This window comes from Streptomyces sp. NPDC053474 (assembly GCF_044544845.1).
GTDB lineage: Bacteria > Actinomycetota > Actinomycetes > Streptomycetales > Streptomycetaceae > Streptomyces.
The window spans coordinates 249,507-265,627 of the sequence record NZ_JBITXV010000012.1 but is presented as its reverse complement, the minus strand read 5'-3'; the positions used below and the strand labels follow the sequence as shown (position 1 = coordinate 265,627).

General features: G+C 69.7%; 13 protein-coding genes and 3 pseudogenes. 12 read left to right on the top strand and 4 right to left on the bottom strand.

All coding sequences use genetic code 11. The features are described from left to right. Positions 1–25 precede the first annotated feature (25 nt). The 9 genes and pseudogenes from ACIG3E_RS28160 (at position 26) to ACIG3E_RS28120 (ending at position 11,701) form a co-directional block, all read left to right on the top strand. Positions 26–826 (top strand): alpha/beta hydrolase family protein, encoded by an 801-nt coding sequence (locus ACIG3E_RS28160; protein ID WP_399622050.1) that lies wholly within the window; start codon positions 26–28, stop codon positions 824–826. Positions 827–920: 94 nt separating this feature from the next. Then, positions 921–1,421 carry an OsmC family protein gene (locus tag ACIG3E_RS28155; protein ID WP_399622048.1) on the top strand — a complete coding sequence of 167 codons (501 nt, stop codon included), beginning with the start codon at positions 921–923 and terminating at the stop codon, positions 1,419–1,421. Further along, positions 1,418–2,371, top strand: coding sequence for an alpha/beta hydrolase (locus ACIG3E_RS28150; RefSeq protein ID WP_399622046.1), 954 nt, complete (start codon positions 1,418–1,420; stop codon positions 2,369–2,371). The genes ACIG3E_RS28155 and ACIG3E_RS28150 overlap by 4 nt, the downstream gene beginning before the upstream one ends. A 219-nt stretch (positions 2,372–2,590) precedes the next feature. Beyond that, the gene (locus tag ACIG3E_RS28145) at positions 2,591–3,274 is read left to right on the top strand and encodes a DsbA family protein (protein ID WP_399622044.1); all 684 of its coding nucleotides are present in this window, start codon (positions 2,591–2,593) and stop codon (positions 3,272–3,274) included. A gap of 160 nt (positions 3,275–3,434) precedes the next feature. After that, a pseudogene (gene tal / locus ACIG3E_RS28140) lies at positions 3,435–4,538 on the top strand (transaldolase); the annotation flags it as partial. A 1,609-nt stretch (positions 4,539–6,147) separates the two neighbouring features. Continuing rightward, a complete protein-coding gene (locus ACIG3E_RS28135) occupies positions 6,148–7,281 on the top strand; it encodes an acyltransferase family protein (RefSeq protein ID WP_399622041.1) in 1,134 nt (377 codons plus the stop codon). A gap of 437 nt (positions 7,282–7,718) precedes the next feature. Then, positions 7,719–8,846 (top strand): FAD-dependent monooxygenase, encoded by a 1,128-nt coding sequence (locus tag ACIG3E_RS28130; RefSeq protein WP_399622038.1) that lies wholly within the window; start codon positions 7,719–7,721, stop codon positions 8,844–8,846. Positions 8,847–9,756: 910 nt separating this feature from the next. Next, a complete protein-coding gene (locus ACIG3E_RS28125) occupies positions 9,757–10,275 on the top strand; it encodes a hypothetical protein (RefSeq protein WP_399622036.1) in 519 nt (172 codons plus the stop codon). Positions 10,276–11,026: 751 nt separating this feature from the next. Further along, positions 11,027–11,701: a hypothetical protein gene (locus ACIG3E_RS28120; RefSeq protein ID WP_399622033.1), complete on the top strand. Its 675-nt coding sequence runs from the start codon at positions 11,027–11,029 to the stop codon at positions 11,699–11,701. A gap of 52 nt (positions 11,702–11,753) precedes the next feature. Here the strand turns inward: ACIG3E_RS28120 and ACIG3E_RS28115 are convergent. Beyond that, a pseudogene (locus tag ACIG3E_RS28115) lies at positions 11,754–12,439 on the bottom strand (serine hydrolase domain-containing protein); the annotation flags it as partial. Positions 12,440–12,662: 223 nt separating this feature from the next. On the opposite strand from ACIG3E_RS28115, the pseudogene ACIG3E_RS28110 reads away from it, so the two are divergent. Both ACIG3E_RS28110 and ACIG3E_RS28105 read left to right on the top strand, forming a co-directional pair. Beyond that, positions 12,663–12,797 (top strand): annotated as a pseudogene (locus ACIG3E_RS28110) (DNA-binding protein); the annotation flags it as partial. Positions 12,798–12,868: 71 nt separating this feature from the next. Then, a complete protein-coding gene (locus ACIG3E_RS28105; RefSeq protein ID WP_399622030.1) occupies positions 12,869–13,285 on the top strand; it encodes an ImmA/IrrE family metallo-endopeptidase in 417 nt (138 codons plus the stop codon). A gap of 140 nt (positions 13,286–13,425) precedes the next feature. Here the strand turns inward: ACIG3E_RS28105 and ACIG3E_RS28100 are convergent, their stop codons facing one another. The 3 genes from ACIG3E_RS28100 to ACIG3E_RS28090 form a co-directional block, all read right to left on the bottom strand. Further along, positions 13,426–13,923 carry a hypothetical protein gene (locus tag ACIG3E_RS28100; RefSeq protein ID WP_399622028.1) on the bottom strand — a complete coding sequence of 166 codons (498 nt, stop codon included), beginning with the start codon at positions 13,921–13,923 and terminating at the stop codon, positions 13,426–13,428. A 46-nt stretch (positions 13,924–13,969) separates the two neighbouring features. After that, positions 13,970–14,710: a hypothetical protein gene (locus ACIG3E_RS28095; protein WP_399622025.1), complete on the bottom strand. Its 741-nt coding sequence runs from the start codon at positions 14,708–14,710 to the stop codon at positions 13,970–13,972. Positions 14,711–15,146: 436 nt separating this feature from the next. Continuing rightward, a complete protein-coding gene (locus ACIG3E_RS28090; protein WP_399622022.1) occupies positions 15,147–15,755 on the bottom strand; it encodes a nuclear transport factor 2 family protein in 609 nt (202 codons plus the stop codon). Here ACIG3E_RS28090 and ACIG3E_RS28085 point away from each other — a divergent pair. Further along, positions 15,702–16,106 carry a TetR family transcriptional regulator gene (locus ACIG3E_RS28085; protein WP_399622020.1) on the top strand — a complete coding sequence of 135 codons (405 nt, stop codon included), beginning with the start codon at positions 15,702–15,704 and terminating at the stop codon, positions 16,104–16,106. The two genes, ACIG3E_RS28090 and ACIG3E_RS28085, sit on opposite strands and share 54 nt — an antisense overlap. Positions 16,107–16,121 lie beyond the last annotated feature (15 nt).

Below are 16,121 nucleotides of genomic sequence, written 5' to 3'. Positions count from 1 at the left end.
CGAAGAACCCATCCAGGAGGATGTGATGACCGGAACCAGCACGCACCTCACGTTCCCGGGATCGCAGGGCACACCGCTGGCGGCCATCCTTGACCTCCCGGCCCAGACCCCGGCCGCGTACGCCGTGTTCGCGCACTGCTTCACCTGCGGCAAGGACAGCCACGCCGCGGCCCGCATCGCCAAAGCCCTCACCGCCCACCGCATCGCCGTGCTCCGCTTCGACTTCACCGGCCTGGGCCAGTCCGACGGCGACTTCGCCAGCAGCACCTTCAGCTCCAACGTCTCGGACCTCGTGCGCGCCGCCGACCACCTGCGCGACCACTACACGGCACCGTCCCTCCTGATCGGGCACTCGCTCGGCGGCGCCGCCGTGCTCGCCGCCACCCACCGCATCCCCGAAGTACGGGCCGTCGCAACGATCGCCGCTCCGGCCGCGCCCGATCACGTCGTGCACCAATTCGCCCACCACCGGCAGGAGATCGCCCAGCACGGCGAAGCCGACGTCACCCTGGCCGGCCGGTCGTTCAGCATCCAGCAGCGGTTCATCGACGACCTCCTCGCACAGCCCCAGGCGACGCGGATCCGCACCCTGGACGCGGCCCTGCTGGTCCTGCACGCCCCCACCGACCAGGTCGTCGACGTCGACAACGCGCGGCAGATCTTCGAAACCGCCCGCCACCCCAAGTCCTACGTCAGCCTGCCCGGCGCCGACCACCTGCTCAGCAACCGCGCCGACGCCCAGTACGCGGCCGCCGTCCTGGCCGCGTGGGCCAGCCGCTACACCCCCGCCCCGGCCGACACGCCCCGGACCCAGCCGGGGCACTGACGCCCCGGCGCGCCACCGCCCCGACACCGCGCGGCGGCACCACGGGACCGCAGGCCGCCGCCGTATTGATCCCACCGACCTCAGGAGCACAGACATGCCCGAACAGCACACCTCCCTTGAGCAGGCGACCGCTCCTGAGGCCAGCCCCGGAGGCCTGGAGGACGGTCTCGTCACGGTCAGCGAGAACGGAACCGGCCCTTACGGACAGCTGGTGCGGGCCGGACACCACGTCCTGGCGGCTGACGAGCCGGAGCCGGCCGGCGCGGACAGCGGACCGAGCCCCTACGACCTGCTGCTCGCCGCGCTCGGCACCTGCACCTCCATGACGGTCCGCATGTACGCCGACCGCAAGGGCTGGCCCCTCGAGAAGGTCACCGTCTCGCTCCGCAACCGGCGCCTGCACGCCGCGGGCTGCGCCGCGTGCGACGGCGGGAACCGGCAGGTCTCCCACATCACCCGGGAGATCCGCCTGGACGGGACACTCGACGCCGACCAGCGCCGGCGGCTGATGGAGATCGCCGAGAAGTGCCCGGTGCACCGCACCCTCACCGCGGGCGCGGCCATCACGACCACCCCGGCCCCGGCACAGCCGTGAGCGGGACCGCTGCGGCGCCCACCTACACGGCGGACACCCGCGCCACACTGGCCGTCATGGCCACGTACGGCTGGCAGGGCCGCCCGCCCGCCGAGGCGGCACAGGCCCGGTCCGGCACCGCCCTTGCCGCGGTGATCGCAGCGCCGCCGCCGGTGGCCGCGGTGACCACCACCGCCATGCCGGGGCCCGGTGGCCCGCTCGAACTGAGGGTGTACCGGCCGGTCCTGGATTCTGCTGCGCGCGCCGGACTGGTGTACTTCCACGGCGGCGGATTCGTTACCGACGGCCGCCACAGCCACGACGGCTTCCTGCGGGCGCTGGCCAACGCCACCGGGCACGTCGTGGTGTCCGTCGACTACCGCCTCGCCCCCGAGCACCCCTTCCCGGCCGCGGTCGAGGACGCGCAGGCAGCCACCCGCCATGTCGCGGCGCACGCCGAGCAGTTCGGAATCGACGCGGCTCGCCTGTCGGTCGCCGGGGACAGCGCCGCGGCCACCCTCGCCGCCGTGGTCGCCCAACAGGTCCGGGCCCGGGACGGACTGGAGCTGGCCCGCCAGGTCCTGATCGTGCCGCAGACCCTCTACCCGCCGCAGGCCGACACCCCAAGCCGCCGTCAGCTTGGCGAGGGCTTCTACCTCACCACCGAGCTGCTGTCCTGGTTCGCCGACCAGTACCTGCCCGCCCCCACGGACCGCACGGACCCGCGCGCCGCCCCGGCCCTGGCTGCGGACCTCAGCGGCCTGCCGGCCGCCCTCGTGGTGACGGCCGGCCTGGACCCGCTGCGCGACGAGGGCGAGCAGTACGCCCAGGCGATGGCCGATGCCGGCGTCGATGTCCAGCTGCGCCGCCTCAAGGGAGCCTTCCACCTTCTGTGGCTTGCCACAAAGACCAATCCGGCGGCCCAGGCCGACCTCATCGGCTTCATCGCCCAGCACCTCACCAGCGCATAGCGCGACGAGCACGCCCCGCGCCTGCCCCGTCCCCGCTCTCATCGGCATGCCGCTGGGCACGGCGCCCCTGGCACCTGTCGGCCTCCGGGACGGACTCCACCCCGCGGGGCAGGCAAACCGGCCGTTGAGCGAACTGGCCGCGAACCGCCGTGGCCTGCCCGGGCCCAGGACGACGCCGTCCCGTACCCCACCCCGCCCCCACCCTGCGAGGAACCGCCCATGAAGGTGGACATATTCAGTGACATCGCCTGCCCCTGGTGCTACGTCGGGCAGGTCAGGTTCGAGCGTGCTCTGGAGGAGTTCCCCGGCCGGGCCAGCGTCGAGGTCGCCTACCGGCCCTACCAGCTCAACCCGGCCCTGCCGTATGAGCCCCAGCCGTTGCTGGACTACTACCTGGCCCGAGGCGGCGCCGACTTCCGCGACGAGCACGCCAGGATCGCCGGCGTGGCTAGGCTGGACGGGCTCGACCTCCGGTTGGAGCAGGCCCTGGCGGTCAACACCTTGCCCGCGCACCGGCTGGTGTGGCTGGCCGCACGCGACTACGACGCCGGCATCCAGCACGCGGTCAAGCACGCACTCATGCGGACCTATCTCACCGACGGCGGGAACGTGGCGGATCTGGACACCCTCGTCACGCTCGCCGGGTCGGCCGACATGGACACCCGCCGCGTCCGCGCCGACCTCGCGAGCGGCGCAGGGACCGCCGAGGTGAAGGCCGCGATGCGAAACGCCCGGGAGATCGGGATCCAGGCGGTCCCGACGTTCGTGTTCAACGGCCGAGTTGCCATCCGGGGCGCAGCGGAGACCGCCACGTTCCGGCGCCTGCTGGAGGAGCTCGCCGCCCAGGACGCGGCCGCCGCGCCGGACGCCGGCGCGTGCGGGGCCGACACCTGCTCCGTTTGACCTCCCCTCACCAGGCCGTGCGCCGCGGTCGGCGACCGGTTAGTGACGGCGGACCATACGCCCGGCGCGCCGCCGCGCGCCGCCGTCACCCGTCCCCTTCGGCCGGGACCGGCCGGGCCGGTCAGCCGATCGGCAACACTCCACCAGGAGAGCACCTTCCATGACCGACCCCCTCCAGCGCCTCGTCGACGAATCCGTCGCGATCTGGCTGGACGACCTGTCCCGCCAGCGCATCACGTCCGGCGGCCTGGCCGACCTGGTGAGCCGCCACCACGTCACCGGCGTCACGACGAACCCGTCCATCTTCCAGGCAGCCCTCGCCCAGGAAGAGGAATACGAGGACCAGTTGCGCGACCTGGCCGCCCGCAAGGTGACCGTCGACGAGGCCGTCCGCGTGATCACAACAGCGGACGTCCGCGCCGCCGCCGACATCCTGCGCCCGGTCTTCGACGCCAGCGGAGGACAGGACGGCCGGGTCTCGATCGAAGTCGACCCGCGCCTGGCCCACGACACCATCGCCACCGTCGCCGAAGCCGGCCAGCTCGCCTGGCTCGTTCAGCGTCCGAACATCCTCATCAAGATCCCGGCAACCCCGGCGGGCCTGGCGGCCCTCACCGAGGTGACCGGCCGCGGCAGCAGCGTCAACGCCACGCTGATCTTCTCGCTGGAGCGCTACCGCGAGGTCATGGACGCCTACCTCGCCGGGCTGGAGACGGCCCGGGCCGCCGGCCTGGACCTATCCACGATCCACTCGGTGGCGTCGTTCTTCATCTCCCGCATGGACACCGAAATCGACCAGCGCCTAGCCCACCTGGGCACCCCCTCGGCCGAGCAGGCCCGCGGGAAGGCCGCGGTCGCCAACGCCCGCCTGGCCTACCAGGCCTACCAGGAGGTCTTCTCAAGCGAGCGCTGGGCGGCCCTGGAGCAGGCCGGCGCCAACAAACAGCGGCCGCTGTGGGCCTCCACCAGCGTCAAGGACCCCGCCTTCACGGACACCCACTACGTCGAGGAACTGGTGGCGCCGGGCACGGTCAACACCCTGCGGGCCGACACCCTACGGGCGGTCGCCGACCACGGGCACATCCGCGGCGACACCATCAGCGGCACCTACGAGCAGGCCCGCGCCGACCTCGACACGCTCGCCCGGCTCGGCATCTCCTACAGCGAGGTCGTGCAGTTCCTCGAGGACGAGGGCATCGAGAAGTTCACGCAGTCCTGGACCGGCCTCCTCAGCTCCACCGCCGCCGCGCTCCACCGCCTCAGCGGACCAAGCACACCGGCACCCCCGGCTGGCGCGTCCGACACCGTGCGGTGGCACCGCGTGGCGACCGCTGCGGAGCTGGTCCAGGCCGTGCGGGAAAAAGTGCCGGCCATCGAGGTGGACGGCGTCGTCAGCGGCATGCCCATGCTCACGCTCGCACCGGAGGTACGCCTGCGCGGCGGCACCCTGCAGTTCGGAGCCAAGGGCCTGTGCCTGACCCGGGACAACCTCCTGCAGGACGTGACGATCCGCACCCCCGAGCACGAGGTGGCCGTGCTGAACGACACGTCGGTCCCCGATTTCGGCACCCTGGCCCTGCACGGCGTACACACCCGCGGACAGGTGCTGCTGCGGGCCCGCGACGCCGTCCGGTCCGGACATGTGAGCGTGGACGGGCTCACCGTGGAGGCCGCCGACCTGCGCGGCCGCACCGAGCGGCCGCACGGCTTCGGAGTGGAGGTGCTGCAAGGCGCGTTCACCCTGTGGAACCAGCAGCCCGACCCGGGGGCCGAGATCACCGCAGAACTGCTCGACATCACCACCGGCAGCACCGGCTCCCCGATCCGCGGCAGCGGGGTCTTCATCGGCGGCCACCACGCCCCCGGCGCCACCGGCTCCGGGGGCATCACCCGGGTCACCCTCCTGCGCACCCGAGAGATCCACGCCGACGGCGGCATCCCCGCCGGCACCCCGGACCTCATCAGCGGCGGCGTCTTCCTCGCCTTCGGCGCTGTGGCCGAGCAGGTACTCAACACCGGCACGGTCACCACCCACGGCGCCAACGACATGGTCCTCGACAACTGGGGCCGGGTACGGTCGTGGACGGCCGCCGCCCCCATCACCTCGTATGGGCCCAGCGGCATCGGCTTCGTCAACTTCGGCGACCTGGACCGGCTGGACCTACAGGCCCCGATCACCACCCACGGCACCGGCGCGCGCGGCTTCAACTTCTACGACGGATCCATGCGCCACGCCTCCTTCGACAGCATCGCCACCACCGGGGACGGAGCCATCGGCATCCAGATCAGCCGCGACCTGCCCCAGCTGGAGGTCCGCGGTGACCTGACCACCGCCGGCGGCACCGGCACCAGCCTGGTGCGCGGCGTGCAGACCCAGCTGCGGGCCACCGCCCTGAGCATCAAACGGGGCGGCCGGATCGGCCGGGCCGACGTGGGCGGCCGCATCACGGCCCGCGGCGATGACGTCGTCACCGTCGAACTCGATGGCGAGCTGGGCACGCTGCGGGCCGACGGCGGCATCCAGGCCGAGGGCCGCCATGCGGACGCCGTCCACACCTGCCGCGAAGGCAGAGAGCTGGCCGGCGTCGTGATCAGCGCCGCGGACGGGGAGACGATGGTCTGCACTCCCGCGTGACGCCGCCTCCCGGCCCCCGCCCCCGGGCAGACCGGCGAGCTCACCCCGCAAGGAGCCCCCTGCCTTCGCCGGCCCGAGACACCCGGGCTGCACGGGCTGCAGAGGCTGACGTGGCGCCGCGGGGACCAGAACTCCGCTCCCTCCTCGCCCCGCCACCTGGGTTCACCCGGTCCCCGCCCCACCGCCCGCGCCCCGATGGGTCTCTCGCCGTTCACGACCACCAGGAGCCTTGAAAACCATGTCCGACCAGCCCCTGTCAGGCCGTCTGCCGTCGCTGACGAGCCTGCGGTTCGTCTTCGCCTCCGCAGTGGTGTGGTACCACGTGACCTACGTGTCCGGGCTGTTCGACGGGTCGTTGCAGAAAGCGCTCAGCGCCACGGAACCGCTGGCCGCTGGCGCCGTGAGCGGCTTCTTCGTGCTCTCCGGCTTCCTGCTGACCTGGGTGCACCGGCCCGGCGAGCACAGACGCGCGTTCTGGCGACGCCGCTGGTGGAAGATCGTCCCCAACCATGTGCTCGCCTGGTCGGCGACCGCGGTGTTCTTCGCCGTCACCGCGGCGCCGGTGCCCATGACCGTTCCCCCGGCACACGGCGTGGGCCCTGCCGCCGCGAACCTCCTCCTGGTCCAGGACTGGGTGCCGGACGCGGACTACTACACCGGTTTCAACACCCCGGCGTGGTCGATCTCGTGCGAGGCGTTCTTCTACGCCCTCTTCCCCGCCCTCATCCTCGCCGCCCGCACCATCCCGGCGCGGCGGCTGCGGCACGTCTGGACCGCCCTGGCAGCCATGGTTGTGCTCCTGCCGCTGCTGGCCACAGCCGTCCCCGGGCCCGCCCTCTTCGACTGGCTGCCGGTCAACGAGTACAGCCTGTGGTTCATCTACGTCTTTCCGCCGGTGCGGCTGCCGGAATTCCTCCTCGGCATCATCACCGCCCGTATGCTCCAGACGGGCACCTGGCCGGCCATCGGCCGCCTGCCCATCGGCGCCTTCTTCGTGGTGTTCTTCAGCGCCCTGCCCTTCCTGCCCCCGCAGTACGCCCTGGCCTCGGCAATGGCACCCGCCCTGGCCGCGGTCATCGCCACGACGGCCCGCGCCGACCTCGACGGCCGCGCCCGCCGCCTACCTCATCCGGCACTGCTCGCCCTGGGCGAGGCCTCATACGCCCTCTACCTCATCCACTGGCCCCTGACGATGACGGTTCGCCATCTCATCGGTCCCCGACCGGGCCTGCCACCCTGGGTCGGCTTCGTCATCGCCCTGGCCCTGATCGCCACGGCAGTAATGGCATCCCTCGCCGTTCACCAGTGCTTCGAACGCCCCCTCCTGCGCCGCTTCGCCGCGCGGCCACACCCAAAGACCTGCCACTCGTAGTCCACCCGACGGGCACGGCAGGGGGTGGCCCCTCACTGATCGGGCTGCGGGACCGAGGGGGCCGACCCGCCCTGCCGATTCCGTCCGCTCATCGGCACCCCAGCCGTCCTACCCTCCGCACCAGGGCCACGGGCTTCCCCGATATTCCGGAACGGCCCAAACACACCCGAGCCGACCCAAGCTCCACCACCGCCCGGCTCTCCTCAAGTCCTCGATCCCACACGCCCGACCTCGCGGCCACCAGCAGACTCAACAGCCCGCAGTGCAGAGCTTCAACGCGGCTCGACGACCAGCGCACCGGCGGCTGCCCAGCCCCGGCTGCATCCGCACCCGCACCACAACCCGAGCCCCTGCGGCGCCTAATGCTTCCTCGACCCCTGCCCCCCCCTGCCCTGACATCGCCCTCGGGCAGCTGATCTGCGAACGGAACACCCCTGATGACACGACCGCGCATCCTCATCGTGGGCGCCGGCATAGCCGGCCTGACCCTCACCCACGCCCTGCGCAGAAACGGCCTGTACGCCGACATCATCGAACGCTCCAGCCGGTTTCCCACCACTGGTGCGGGCCTCTACCTCCCGGCCAACGCGGTACGCACCGTCGCCCATCTCGGCCTGGGAGACGCCCTGGCCCGCCGCGGCCACCCCATCACGCGCCAGCGCATCCTCGACCACCGGGACAGGCACCTGGCCACGGTCCCGGTGCACCGGGTCTGGGGCGATGTAGGTGCCTGCCTCGCCCTGACCCGCGGCGACATGCACACCATCCTGCGCGACGCGGTCGGCGACGACAACATCCGCCTGGGCACCGGCCTGTCAGCGCTGGCCCAGGACGGCACCGCCACGTTCACCGACGCGACCACCGACCGCTACGACCTCGTGGTCGGCGCCGACGGAGCCAACTCCACCGTCCGCCAGCAGGCGTTCGGCGCTCCGCCGCCCCGCTTCCTGGGCCAGATCTGCTGGCGGTTCCTGGCCCGCAACGAGAACCACCTCGCTCATGGCACAGACTGGACCGTACGCCTGGGCAGCCGCGGCCGGAGCTTTCTGACCGTGCCTCTGGGCAACGGCACGGTGTACTGCTACGCCGACACCAACAGCGACAGCCCGGCTGAGCCCACCGGCGACTGGCGGTCGCTGTTCGAGGGATTCGCCCCACCTGTACTGCGCCTCGCCTCTCAAGGCGCCACCGCACACTTCGCTCCGCTGTACGAGGCAGGCGGATCCGACTGGGTCCGCCCGCATGCCGTGCTCATCGGCGACGCCGCCCACGCCTGTTCCCCGAGCATGGCGCAAGGGGCCGCCATGGCGCTTGAGGACGCACACGTACTCGCCTCCATGCTGGGCACAACGACATGGCAGAGCGCCTCTGACCCAGGCACCCTGCGCCGAGTACTCAAGGAGTACCAGCTCCGCCGCGAGGCGCGCGTGCGATGGGTACTGGAACAGAACAAGCGCCGTGACGCGACGCGCAACCTGCCCGCGATCGCCCGCAACATGACACTCCGCCTGTTCGGCGCCCGCCTGCTCAAAGCCAACCACGCTCCCCTCCGCCTCCAGCCCTGACACTGGCCCACCGCTCTGCAGACACCGCACCCCGCACGCGCCCATGTCTCAACGCCCCCACAGACCAGGAAGAGGAGAAACAGCAGTGACAGCACACCCTTTCCGCCGTTGGCTCACCCGCCTCGTCATCGTCGTGTCCTGCCTGCCCTACGCTCTGGTACTCCTCAGAGAGGAAACGAAAGCGCGTCGCGCGGCCCGGTACGGCGCGCCCCGCGCGCAAACCCGAGCCCGCTGACCACGGCGGCCCCCACTGACCGGCGCATGCGGGCCGCCGCCCCGGTGATCACGCAGTGGCCACCTGCACACGCACGCGGCCGGCCCGGCGGCGCCCGGTGCCACCCCGGCGAAGGCGGGACGCTCTTCCGACGGCACCCTCTTCGTCCTGGCGAATGAGGAGGATGAGGACACCCCCGGGCGGAAGGGAAGGTGCTCACCCTGCCGGAGTTCAAGGAGCTCGAACCCGAGGACGAGACCTGAGCGCGCCGTTACTCGCCTCATCCTTGGAGCCTCTCAGTGCGTTCGGGGTGGGCATCGGTCCACAGGCCCCATCGCGACACCTCAGGTGAAGCCACTCGTCGACCTCGAACGCCTCACCGCGGATCCGGCCCTGCCGCAGCGTCGGCATCGTGAGTCCGGTGGGCGTGAGGTTGCTGAAGGCGGTGCGGTCGGCCGTAACCGGCCAGCGGTGGTGAGCTTCACGAATCCATGCAGAGGCGCACCGGCAGTACCCACAGTCTTCCCCGCCCACAAGCGGTTCAGCTACGGCACGGGGGAGGGCTGCCCGAGGCACGCACCGACGCTGGCAACGCTTGACTGCATGACCCCGTTCCAAGGGAGATTCATGGTCTAGTGCTCTCTCCGCTACCTTAGACGCACCAACTCCGTTAAGTGATGGTCTGAAGGACGCGAAATGATCCAGATCACGCTGGGCAGACGCAGGTCGATCGATCCGCGCGAAGACGTCTTCGCGCGGTCACAGATCGGATGGACGGAAGGGCTCTCCGACCAGCAGCTTCACGACATCGCCCGAGGGACCTGGGTGATGCCCGGCGAACGAGTCGAACGAGAGCGGTTCGCCGTCGTCAGCGGAGGCGTCATCATCAGGCAGGCCATCGAGATCAACCGGGTCGTCGACACCCCCGATGGCCGGCGGGCCTTCGAAGGACGCATCCTCGCCCCGGGGCATCAGGTGTACGACCACTACGTCGGCAAACCCGCGCCGAACGGCGCCCAGCAGAACCCCATCACCTACTTCAAGTCCCCGCTGGACAACCGGAAGTGCAACTGCGGCTGCGGCAAACCGATCGACCGCGGCGACTTCCTCCCCGGACACGACCAGCGGGCCATCCACGAGCGCATCGCCCGCGTCGGCACCGTGATGGACTTCATCACCTGGTTCGACCAAACCTGGAAGGTCGATGCGGACTAGCAGGACGATGCGGCATGAAGAAATGCCACCGAACTGAGACGGAAACTGCGGGACATCTGATGAGATACAAGCACAAGCAGCAGGTCACCGCGGTCCGAACTGCCAATGGCGGCGCGAACCTACACTGCCTCCCGCCACCTGCGTCAGAAGCGCAGCTGAAGCGTCGCTCGGAGAATGGGCAACGACGAAGGGCCAGGTCGCTTACCTGGCCCTTCGTGGAAGAGCGGATGACGGGAATCGAACCCGCGCTATGAGCTTGGGAATCACCGTCGCTTGGCCTGGTCATCTGGCCTCTGACCTGCTTAAACGGCTCCTGAAGGGCGGTCGTTGGCCGACCCGGCGGGACCCGTGTTGACCGCTGTTCGCCGCCTCGAAGGGCACGGCTGGGGCACGGTGCCGGAGCGTTGGGCAGGTGCCTCCACGGACGAGGAAGGCGCAGCGGGCGCAGGTGCGCCTCTGGATCGCCGTAGCGGACTCAATCGCGAAGTCGCCTTCGAGGGCCCGGTGTGAACCCACGACTTTGGGGAGCTTCGGGAGCAGGTCGGCTCCCATACGGCTCCCAGGAGTGACGTGCCTTGCGGTGCTGGCCAGGGGGCTGGTGTCTGCTGGCTCGCATGAGTAGGGCCCGCTGGATTTCGGCTCCTAGCCGATGACTGGGTTCCGTAGCTTGCTCATTTCCCTGAATTCGCTCGATCGGTTGATCTATCAGTCTTGAGCACCGGTGTTTGCCAGTTGTGCCTACCCTCGCAGCGTGCCGAAGAAGTCACCCGTGGGGTCAAAGATCTACAAGGTGCTAGCCGAGGCCCGCACGACTGAGCCGTATCCGGTCTGGATGACATGGGAAGGCGTCGCGCGGCAGGTCTACGGCTATGGGTTCGAGACACGCAACGCCCAGCAATGCGTCAGTCGGCTGCCCTCGGTCGGCGTTCTGCGTTACAGCAATGGTCGTACGGCGGGGCCACGAATCTGGCCTACGCCTGCCGAGCTCTGGCTGCTGAGGCAGGTGCGGCAAGTGTTCGACGATGCCCTGCTTCCCGTGGACGGTGCGAAGTACAGACCGCCGACGCGCGATGAGGTCGTGGAAGCCTTTCTCAATGGCATACACGATCACAAGGTGACGGTGAACCTGGGGCAGGTCGTCACCCTTGTCAATGGGCACTGCGGGACCTCGTTCGATGCGGCGGACGTGCTGTGGTGGCGCTTGGGTCTGGAGAGGCATCGAGCGCAGGAGCGGGATGCCTACCTGAACAGGCTCAGTGCCGGAATGAGCAGGCTCTGCGTCGAGAGGGCTCGACAAGAAGCTGAAGCACGCAAGGTGTGGCTCGGTCCGTGGCGGGTGGATCCCCAACAGCTGACCGAATGTCCCTGTTGCCACCAGGAGATCTCGTCGCCAGCGGTGTTCTCGCAAGGAGTCCGAGCTGGGTAGGAGGCGGCTCCGAGAGCTAGGCACGAATCTCGTGCGAGGGCAGCCGAGTGCCTCAGGCGAATGCCTCTTGGCGGAAGGCGTTGCGGACAGCGGTCAGCGGTCGCGTGTGTAGTAGAGCTTGTTGGTTAGCAGCACCACCCAGCGGTCCTGGGTGGGGGAGATCCACATGCCGGTGCTGGTGAAGCCGTAATGGACCCAGACGTCCTGCTCATCGGTGGTGCCGGAGGGCGGGTGCCAAAACAGGCCGCGTTCCGGCTGGAGGCCGCCGGTCTGGATGGTGAGGGAGTTGGTGCTCCACTCGGCGCCAAAGCCAGCCGCGGCGGGGGCCGTGGTGTGGTCGAGTATGTAGCGGAGGAAGACGGCCAGGTCGTCGAGGACGGTGAAGGTGCCGGCGATGCCGCACACTCCGCCGAGGAGCCGGGCGGAGAAGTCGTGGGCGGTGCCTTTGAGGTGGGTGCCGGTCTCCTGGTCAAGTTCGGTGGGGGCGCATCGGGACGCCAGGTCGGAGGGGAGCGGGCCGAAGACGGGTGGTGTTCATGCCCAGCGGGCGCCAGGTCCTCGACTCGCAGAGCCGGTCGAGGGGCTGGCCGGGAGGTGTTCGGCGAGGTAGCCGAGGATGCGGGCGGCCCGGTCGGTGTACTCGACGGCTTCGCCGGACGGGCGGTTGAGGGCTTCGTTCAGGACCCCGCGACGGATGGCGGCGGGGTCGGTGCCATAGAGGTTCCTCAGCTGGGCCCGGCGGGCCCAGCGAGAGCGAGCCCTCGGCTTCGTCGAGCAGGTATGGGAACTCATTCGTGCCCTTGAGAAGCGGGTGCAGCTTCCATCCGTCAACCTTCCGGGCTTCACGGGCGGCGAGGTGTACCCCGGGACAGATCTGCCCGACGATCCCGTGGGCGCTGCGCGAGCGCTCCGGCGCCACTGATGACTGGGGGACGGGCCCGTGCGCCATCTGGCACGCCGGATGGAGTCACACGGCCTCATTGTCGTGGCACCTGTAGAGGCCGACGAGGCGGCGTCCAAGGTCGACGCGTTCTCCAGCTCCGGCCTGCTGCGTCCTGTCGTGGTGCTCAGCCCCAATGGCGCCGACGATGTCTACCGATATCGCTTCAGCTCGGCCCACGAGCTTGGGCACCTGATCCTCCACGCAGGTGCACCGGGGACGGCCGTTTGGAACGAGAGGCAGATGCTTTCGCCGCCGAGTTCCTCACCCCGCAGAAATCGATCCTTCCTCTGCTGTCGCGGCGGGTGGACCTGGCACAACTGGCCGGTCTGTCCCAGACCTGGGGTGTGTCGGTGAGTTCGCTCATCTACCGGTACCGGGAACTCGGGCTCGTTTCAGACGCGACGATCAGCCGCGCGTACCAGCGACTTCGGGGCCTCAGCGGACAGCCGGGCTTCGCCCCGGAATCCGTCCGTGGATACCCGGGGGAACGGCCCGTGATGCTTCGCAAGGCATTCGAGCTGGCGGAACAGGACACTGGACTGACGATCCGCGCGCTTGCTGTGGAACTTGCTTGGAAGCCGGCGAGGGTAGGTGAGCTGCTGGGAATGCCCGATAGCCGCCCAGTGCTCAGGCTCGTCTGACGAGTCGCTGGGGAGGGGAGGGCTGCGTCGCTCCCCTCCCCAGCGGCTGCTACCGGCCCGTCAGTTCCATTGCCGACAGACGCGGGTATGGATCTGTGGGCGGGGACACGGCTTAACGTCCCGGCCTCAGCCCGCGGCTTTCAGCGCAGACCGTACGCGTGGTTGTAGGGGGCTTGGGCATCGGTAGCCCGGAGGAAGTGCGGCTCCTTCTTGGGCCTGCCGCCAGCTGTCCTGCAGGCTACTTTGATCGGGGCGCCGCAATCGCGGCACTCCCAGTCCAGAGCTTCCGCCAGCCCTTGCTGCTTGATCTCGGCCATCACAGCCCTGCGCTGTTTCCACCAGGCTTCCCTCTCGGGGCCCGTTGCAGGTGGCTCTGATTCCTGCTGCAGACGGAACGCACGCTGGCGTTCGGGGTCCGCGAGAGGTCCCGACAGGGTCTTGGTGACGACGGCGGTCTCAGCCGCTGCTTCGCTGGTTTCCAACTCCGCCTTCAAGTCGTCGATCTGCTGACGCAGGTGCCGCTCGAAGTCGTCCAGTGTTGCCCCGGGATGCGCTTCTGAGAAGTCCTGGGTCTCCAGGTAGAAGCGGCAAAGAGCGTTGAGCGTGGATCGCGCCCTGTGGTTGGTGAACTCGCGCATTGCGGTCCTGTTCGTCCTCTCTTCTGGTGTGGCCGTATGGGCCGGCTCAGAGGTGCTGAGTGAATGTGGTCTCCAGACGCTCGACGGCGTCTCCATGGGCGCTCAGATGCGGCTGCATCACCCATACGTCCTCACGGAAGGGCTCGAACCCCAAGGATCGCCACGTGTGTTGCACCACAGCCTTCTCCCGCGCCTCCCGGGCTGTGTCCTCCCGTTCGTCGACAGGGATGTCGATCGGGTACGGATGTGTCGCCACGAGCGCCGCTTGGCCGACCATCCAGCGGAGAAGTCGGCCGATCAACAATCGGCCGACCCCGCCCAACCCTCGCCATGCCGGTGCGATCCGAACCCGGTCGATGATGACGACCTGGTCGCCGCTCACCAGGCCCTCCTCCAGATCGGGGTGCAGGCCGAGTCCCTCTGTCTCCTCAAAGAGCGGCATGAAGTGCGCATAGTCGGCGTCGCGCGCGTCCAGCGATACGTAGACGCTTCCGACGCGCCACAGGTCCACCGTGAGACCGGACATCGAGAGGACCGTCAACTCTTGGCCCTCGTCGTGGGACGACTGGGCCAGCGATACGCCAGGGGCTAGGAGCCGGGCGTTGGCGGCCTCGGTCTCCTCGTCGTCCGGCTGCCACAGGGGCAGGACGGCGCGGCAGTGCCATTCCAGCGTTGCGGGATCGTCGTGGGCATCGGATGCGACCAGGGAAGCGGACGAGTCGAAACGTAACTCCAGACGGTTCAGATACGTCAGGAGGTCCGCCCCGGAAGGCGTGGCGTCGGTCATAAGGCCACACGCTAGCCACGCGGCCGGCCTCGGATGGGGTGATTCCCGAGACAGGTGGTCATCCTCTTAGCAGCCGCTTCGGCACAGGTGGTGTGAGATGGTGCGTCGCGTGCCCTCCGAGCTGAGCATCTTCGCGAGGTAGGTCATGCGGAGGGCACGGCAGCCCCCGACAGGTCTAGACAATGACGAAGCCCTAGGTATCTGACCTGGGGCTTCGTAGAAGAGCGGATGACGGGAATCGAACCCGCGCTATGCGCTTGGGAAGCTCAGGGACGTCGCACGTACCGCCACCACGGCCTGGTCGGGCCGGGCGTGGGGACGTCGTGCTCGCGGTCGGTGAGGCCGGAGAGCCCGGCGCCGCTGTGGGGCGGGTGGTAGCTCCGCATCGAAGGGCCCTTCGTGCGACGGGGGTGGGCGTGCCGGAGGCGGGGGTGTGTCACGCGGCGTCGGACTCGGCGGCGAGCGGGACCTCGCCCGCGGTCTTGCTGAAGCCGGAGGCCTCAGTGATGCGGCCGTCCGACACGCGCATGACGTTGACCCCGCGCACCCATTGGTCGGGCGCCGGTCCGAAGCGGTAGCTCCACACGATCGTCGCGCGCTTGCCCGCCACGATGACCTCCTGCGGCGTGAACCGCGTGGCGCGGTCGTCGATGACGGCCGTCCACCAGGCCGCGCAGGCCTCACGGCCGCGGAGCAGCACCCCGCCGGGCGTGGGCTGGACGCTCTCCATGACGCAGTCCTCCGCGATCAGGCCGTCCAGGAGACCCGCGTCGTGCTCCATGAACGCGCGGTTGAAGCGGTCGATGACCTCGGTGGTGGTGCCTACTGAGTCGGGACCTTGGTGGTGCGTACGGAGTCGATGACTTCTGTGATGTGGCCAGCGGACATGATGCCTCCCCAGAAGCGATAGACCATTCGGTCTATTCGTCGTCGCTGGAGATATAGATAGACCAGTTGAGAGTTGACCTACACCCAGGGCGTCGCTGTCGGCGTGGGTGCCCTGCTCAAGGCGGCCGGAGCCGCCCGGCGTTCGCTGTACGAGCACTTCGGCGGCAAGGACGGCCTTATCGCCGAGGTGCTGCGCCGCAGCACCGCCGAGGACCTGGACAAGTACCGCGCCACGATGGACGCCGCCGGGGACGACCCCCGTACCTGGCTCCTCGCGGTCATCGACCGGCTCGCCGAGATCGCCGCGGCCCCGGACTTCCACGGCTGGCTATCTGGCCGCCGCCCTCGCGCTCACCGACCCCGAGTACCCGGCCCACGAGGCCACCCAGGCCTACCGGCGCACCCTCCACAGCCTGTTCGCCGACGAGCTGACCGCCTTGGGGCACGCGTGCCCCGAAGCACGGCCGCCCGCCGCCGCGTCCCGCGCACTCGTCGAGTACGTCGTTGACTCCGGGACCCGGCA